Annotated in this window: 5 protein-coding genes and 1 pseudogene; 1 reads left to right on the forward strand and 5 read right to left on the reverse strand. The window is 71.5% G+C overall.

Annotated elements, in window-relative coordinates:
• From WCJ52_RS11115 to WCJ52_RS11135, 5 genes and pseudogenes are all read right to left on the reverse strand, one after another.
• A pseudogene (locus tag WCJ52_RS11115) lies at nt 1-406 on the reverse strand (alpha/beta hydrolase); the annotation flags it as partial.
• Entirely contained in the window at nt 403-1026 is a 624-nt protein-coding gene (locus tag WCJ52_RS11120) for a TetR/AcrR family transcriptional regulator (RefSeq protein WP_336903376.1), read from the reverse strand. The gene WCJ52_RS11120 and the pseudogene WCJ52_RS11115, both read right to left, overlap by 4 nt.
• A 69-nt stretch (nt 1027-1095) precedes the next feature.
• Nucleotides 1096-2766 carry a M28 family metallopeptidase gene (locus WCJ52_RS11125; RefSeq protein WP_336903377.1) on the reverse strand — a complete coding sequence of 557 codons (1671 nt, stop codon included), beginning with the start codon at nt 2764-2766 and terminating at the stop codon, nt 1096-1098.
• 71 nt (nt 2767-2837) lie between these two features.
• Nucleotides 2838-3824 carry a threonine/serine dehydratase gene (locus WCJ52_RS11130; protein ID WP_336903378.1) on the reverse strand — a complete coding sequence of 329 codons (987 nt, stop codon included), beginning with the start codon at nt 3822-3824 and terminating at the stop codon, nt 2838-2840.
• Nucleotides 3821-4237 carry a VOC family protein gene (locus WCJ52_RS11135; protein ID WP_336903379.1) on the reverse strand — a complete coding sequence of 139 codons (417 nt, stop codon included), beginning with the start codon at nt 4235-4237 and terminating at the stop codon, nt 3821-3823. The genes WCJ52_RS11130 and WCJ52_RS11135 overlap by 4 nt, the downstream gene beginning before the upstream one ends.
• A 215-nt stretch (nt 4238-4452) precedes the next feature.
• On the opposite strand from WCJ52_RS11135, the gene WCJ52_RS11140 reads away from it, so the two are divergent.
• Nucleotides 4453-5621 (forward strand): adenylosuccinate synthase (locus tag WCJ52_RS11140; protein ID WP_336903380.1); only part of this gene is annotated, 1169 nt, incomplete at its 3' end.

Below are 5621 nucleotides of genomic sequence, written 5' to 3' on the forward strand. Positions count from 1 at the left end.
GGCGTCCGCAGAAGCCGTCGGTGGTGTCGATGTCGCCGATCACCCCGCCGCCCATGTGGGCGAAGACCAGGATGGGGGCGTCCGGGGTGGTACGGGCGGGGCGGTAGAGCCGCGCGGGCCGGTCACCGTCGCCGCCGGGGACCTGCAGGGACTCCGTGCGCACCCCCGGGGGCGGGGCCTCACCGGTCAGGGCGAAGGCGGTGGCGCTGGCCTGGCGGGCCTCTTCGGGGGACATGGCGCTCATTGGCCGGCCGCGGCGGGCGCCCGAGGCCAGGAACTGCAGGCGGGGATCGAGGGTACGGCCTGCGCGGTGGACGGCGCCGCCCCCTGACAGCAGGCGCAGGACCGGCGCCGGCAGGGACAGGACCCAGGCCAGGAGGGCCGTCTGCGAGGTCTGGCGGCTCATGGCGCAGCTCCGGACAGCCCGGCCGTCCCGCCCAGGATCAGGGCAACGGCGAAGTCGGTGGCGGCGGTGGTGTCGATGGGCCGGCGGGCCAGCATCTTCTGCCCGACCTCCCGCGCCACGCCGATGCAGGCGGCGGCCAGGAAGTCAGCGTCGACGCCCCGGGCCCCGCCCCGCTCGGCCTCGTCGACGATGGACCGGCGGACCTCCTCATAGACCGCCGCCATCTCGGGGGTCTCGCCCATCAGGGTCAGGCCCGCCTCCTCGGCCGGACGGCGGGCCAGCCAGTTGTCGTGTTCGCTGGCCAGGAAACTGTAGTAGGCGCTGATCGCCCCGCGCACGAAGGCTTCCCAGGTCTGGGCCCGCTCGCGCTGGGCCTTCAGCACCGGCGAGAATCTGCGGGCGCCGTCCCGGAAGAGGGCCGCGGCCACCTCCTCCTTCGATCGGAAGTAGTTGTAGAAGGTCCCAGAGGCCAGGCCGGTCCGCCGGATGATGTCGCGCACCGTCACCGTCTCGAAGCCGGAATCGCCGAACACCTCCCGGGCCGCGTCCAGTATGGCCTGGCGGTTCTGGGCCTTGGTGATCTCGCGCTTCCCGGCTGGGGCGAGGGCGGTGTCGGACATGGGCTCGCTCAGAAGTTGACGCGCGTCACCATACGGCATCGTGCGCGCCCGTCGAGCCCCCCTCCCCGCCTACTTCCGCTGGTCGGCCGAGCCGGAGCGGACCCCCCGGAACTCCGAGCCCGCCTTCCAGTCGGGCCAGCGGCGGGAATTGGCCAGCTCCCGACCAAGGTCGTAGAGCAGGCCCCCGTCCTGGGCCGCCCCGGCCAGGTTCCAGCTGGGCGACCACTCGTCGGCGGGCTGGTGGTAGCGGTTGGTCGTGTAGTCCCGGGCCAGGGCCTCGCCCCGGGTCCGGCCGCCGTCGATGAGGTCCTGTCCGGAGCCGAAGGAGATGGCTGGCACGCCGCGCTTGGCAAAGGGGAAGTGGTCCGAGCGGAAGAAGCTGCCAGCGCCCGGACGCGGGTCGGGCGAATAGGTCCGGCCGCGCTTGGCGCCCAGGGCCACAAGGTCGTCCTGCAGGGTCAGGGGCGCGTCGCCCGAGGTCGTGAAGTCCCGGGCCGGGCCGGCGGTCGCGCCCCCGTCCATGTTGATCACTCCCACCGTGGTCGCCAGGGGATAGACCGGGTTGGCCGCATAGTATTCCGAGCCCAGCAGGCCCTTCTCCTCGGCCGTGACGGACAGGAAGACCACCGAGCGTTCCGTGGCTGGCGCGGCGGCGTACTGGCGGGCGATCTCCAGCAGGGAGGCCGTACCCAGGGAATTGTCCAGGGCACCGTTGTAGATCTTGTCGCCCCGGGCGTCCGGCAGGCCGACGCCCAAATGGTCCCAGTGCGCCGAGTAGATCACGGTCTCGTCCGCATGCTGGCGGCCCGCCTTCCGGGCGACGACGTTCTTCGAGACGATCTTCTGTGCCCGGACGGCGTAGTCGGTGGAAAAGGTGACGCCGGTCAGCTCCACGGGCCGGAAGTCCCGGGTCTGCGCCTTGGCCTTCAGCGCCTCGAAGTCGAGGCCCGCGGCCTTGAACAGCCCGACAGTCGCGTCGCGCTGGATCCAGCCCTCCAGGGGCGCATGGGCCTCGGAGGGATTGGCCCGGATGATGTCGAAGATGGTGTTGGTGTTGGAGTTTTTCACCGTCGCCCAGCCATAGGATGCCGGATCGGTTTCATGGATCACCAGGAAGCCGATGGCGCCCCGGCGCGCGGCCTCCTCGTACTTGTAGGTCCAGCGGCCGTAATAGGTCATGGCCTTGCCGCCGAAGTCGCCCTTGCCCGTCTCGAAGTCGGGGTCGTTGATCAGCACCAGGCCGATCTTGCCCTTCATGTCGACGCCCTTGAAATCGTCCCAGTTGCGCTCGGGCGCGGTCACGCCATAGCCAAGGAAGACGATGGGCGCGTCCTTCACGGTCAGGCGGCTGACCCCCGTCTGGGCCGCGCGGATGGCGATCTGCTCGCCCTGGGCCCAGGCCTGGGTCTTTCCGCCGACGGCCACGCTCACGGCGACCGGGCCCTCGGTGTCGAAGCGGGCCAGGGGCACGTCCTGGGTCCAGGCCCGGGTCCCGTCCTTCTGCAGGTCGCCGCCCGGCTGGAGACCGAAGCTTTTGAACTGCTCGACCAGGTAGGCCACGGTCTTGCGCTCGCCCTCAGTGTCGGGGCCCCGGCCCTCATAGGCATCGGAGGAGAGGGTCTTGACGTGCCCGGTCAGCCGGGCCGGGTCCAGGTCGGCGGCCCGGGCGGGCGCCGTCAGGGCGGGGGCGGACAGGAGCAGGGCCGACAGGCCGGCCATGAGCGTGCGCTTGAGGGTCATTCGGGTCCCCGAATAGGAAAGACTGGACCTTTGATTACCGCCGCTCGCCACCATCCGCCAGCGGCGCCGGATCAGAACTCGCCGCGCAGCACCCGGGCGAACAGGTCCGGGTCCACATTGCCCCCCGACAGGACCAGGCCCACGCAGGCGCCGGGCGTCGCCTCGGGGACCTTGCCGGCCAGCAGGGCCGCCAGGCCCACCGCGCCCCCCGGCTCGACCACCAGCTTGAGGGTGGAGAAGGCCAGCCGCAGGGCCCCGGCCACCTCGGCATCGCTCACCGTGACGATGGCCGAGAGCCTTTCCCTCAGGATCGGAAAGGTCAGTTCCCCCGTCGACGGGGTCTCGAGGGAGTCACAGAGGGTCCGCACGCTCGGCGCCGCCGTCTCGCGCCGGCCGCTGGCCAGGGACCGGCGGGCGTCGTCATAGAGCTCGGGCTCGACCCCCACGACCCGGGTCCGGGGCGACAGGGTCTGGACCGCCAGGGCCACCCCCGCCATCAGGCCGCCGCCGCCCACCGGGCCGATGACGAGGTCCAGCTCCGCCCCCAGGTCCTGGGCCTGGCGGGCCAACTCCAGCCCCGCCGTGCCCTGCCCGGCGATGATGTCGGGATCGTCATAGGCCGGTACGATGACCGCCCCCCTCTCCCCCGCCAGCCGGGCCGCAATCGCCTCCCGGCTCTCGGTCATGCGGTCGTAGAAGACCACCTCGGCGCCATAACCCCGGGTCGCCTCGACCTTCACCGCCGGGGCGTCGGCGGGCATGACGATCACCGCCGGCATGTCCAGCAGCCGGGCCGCCAGGGCCACCCCCTGCGCATGGTTGCCGGAGGAAAAGGCCACCACCCCGCGCGGACGGTCGCCCGGAGCGATCCGCGACAGGCGGTTGAAGGCGCCCCGGAACTTGAAGGCCCCCACCCTCTGCAGGGTCTCGGGCTTGATCAGCACCCTCAGGCCCAGCCTGTCGTTCAGGGCCGGGCTTTCGATCAGGGGCGTGATCACGGCCTGGCCGGCCAGCCGCCCGGCGGCGGCCTCGATGTCGGCAAAGGTGACGGTGCTCACCGGGCAAACACCCTGGCGTCGTCGGCAAAGGCCTTGAACTCCAGGGCATTGCCGGAGGGGTCGAGGAAGAACAGGGTCGCCTGCTCGCCCGGCTGGTCCTGGAAGCGGACCTGGGGCGGGAGGATGAAGTCGACCCCCGCCGCCTCCAGCCGGTCGGCCAGGTTCCGCCAGGACGGCAGGTCCAGGATGACGCCGAAGTGCCGGACGGGCACGGTCTCGCCGTCCACGGGGTTGGTCGCCACGCTCTCCGGCCCCGGTGCCAGGTGGGCGACGATCTGGTGGCCGTGGAAATCGAAGTCTACCCATTCGGGGCTCGACCGCCCCTCGGCGCAGCCCAGCAGGCCGCTGTAGAAGGCGCGGGTCTCTTCGAGGTCGCGGACGGGGAAGGCGAGGTGGAAGCGCGGTCTGTCCATGCGCCTATTTCTAGCGCTGCGCGGACACGGGCTCCAGACCGAAAACCCTTGACGACAGCGCGGCCCGATTGTCTATCCGCATCGGACTGGAAATCAGGTGCCGCTGCGCCCTTCCGGGCCGCGACAATCCAGAACCTCCCCCCGCCGAGCGTCTGTCGAAGGGCGGGGACGGAGCCGCCGGCAGGCTGCGGACGCATATCTGACAGGATCACATCATGGGCAACGTCACCGTCATCGGCGGCCAGTGGGGCGACGAGGGCAAGGGCAAGGTCATCGACTGGCTGGCCGACCGGGCCGACGTCGTCGTCCGCTTCCAGGGCGGCAATAACGCCGGCCACACCATCGTGGTGGGGGACAAGACCTACAAGCTGTCCCTGCTGCCCTCCGGGGTGGTGCAGGGCAAGCTCAGCATCATCGGCAATGGCGTGGTGGTGGACCCCTGGTCCCTGATCGACGAGATCGCCCGCGCCCGCACCCAGGGCCTCACCATCACCCCGGACGTCCTGGTCCTGGCCGACAACGCCACCGTCATCCTGCCCCTGCACCGCGACCTCGACCAGGCCCGGGAGGCCCGGGCCGGCGCCGGCAAGATCGGCACGACGGGACGGGGCATCGGCCCGGCCTACGAGGACAAGGTCGGCCGCCGGGCCATCCGCTTCGCCGACCTCGCCGACCGGGCGGCCCTGGAGACCAAGATCGAGCGGCTCCTGGCCCACCATGGCGCCCTGCGCGCCGGTCTCGGCCTGCCCCCCGTCACCCCAGACGACATCCTCACCCAGCTGGCCGAGATCACCCCCCAGGTCGCCCCCTTCGTGAAGCCGGCCTGGCGCATACTGGGCGACCAGATCCGCGCCGGCCGCCGGGTCCTGTTCGAGGGCGCCCAGGCGACCCTGCTGGACGTCGACCACGGAACCTATCCCTACGTGACCAGCTCCAACACCGTCGCCGGCCAGGTGGCCGCGGGCTCAGGCGTCGGGCCCCAGGCCGGGGGCTACGTCCTGGGCATCGTCAAGGCCTACACCACAAGGGTGGGCGAGGGCCCCTTCCCCACCGAGCTGCACGACGAGATCGGCGCCCGGCTGGGCGACCGCGGGCACGAGTTCGGTACGGTCACCGGCCGGCCCCGCCGCTGCGGCTGGTTCGACGCGGCCCTGGTCCGCCAGTCCATCCGCGTCGGCGGCGTCGAGGGCATTGTCCTGACCAAGCTGGACGTCCTCGACGGGATCCAGACCCTGAAGATCTGCACCGGCTACACCCTCGACGGCCAGCCCTTCGACTACCTGCCCGCCGGCCTGCGCGACCAGGCCCGTCTCGTCCCGGTCTACGAGGAGATCGAGGGCTGGACCGACAGCACCGAGGGCGCCCGCTCCTGGAAGGACCTGCC

Source organism: Phenylobacterium sp., assembly GCF_037138395.1.
Taxonomy (GTDB): Bacteria; Pseudomonadota; Alphaproteobacteria; order Caulobacterales; family Caulobacteraceae; genus Phenylobacterium.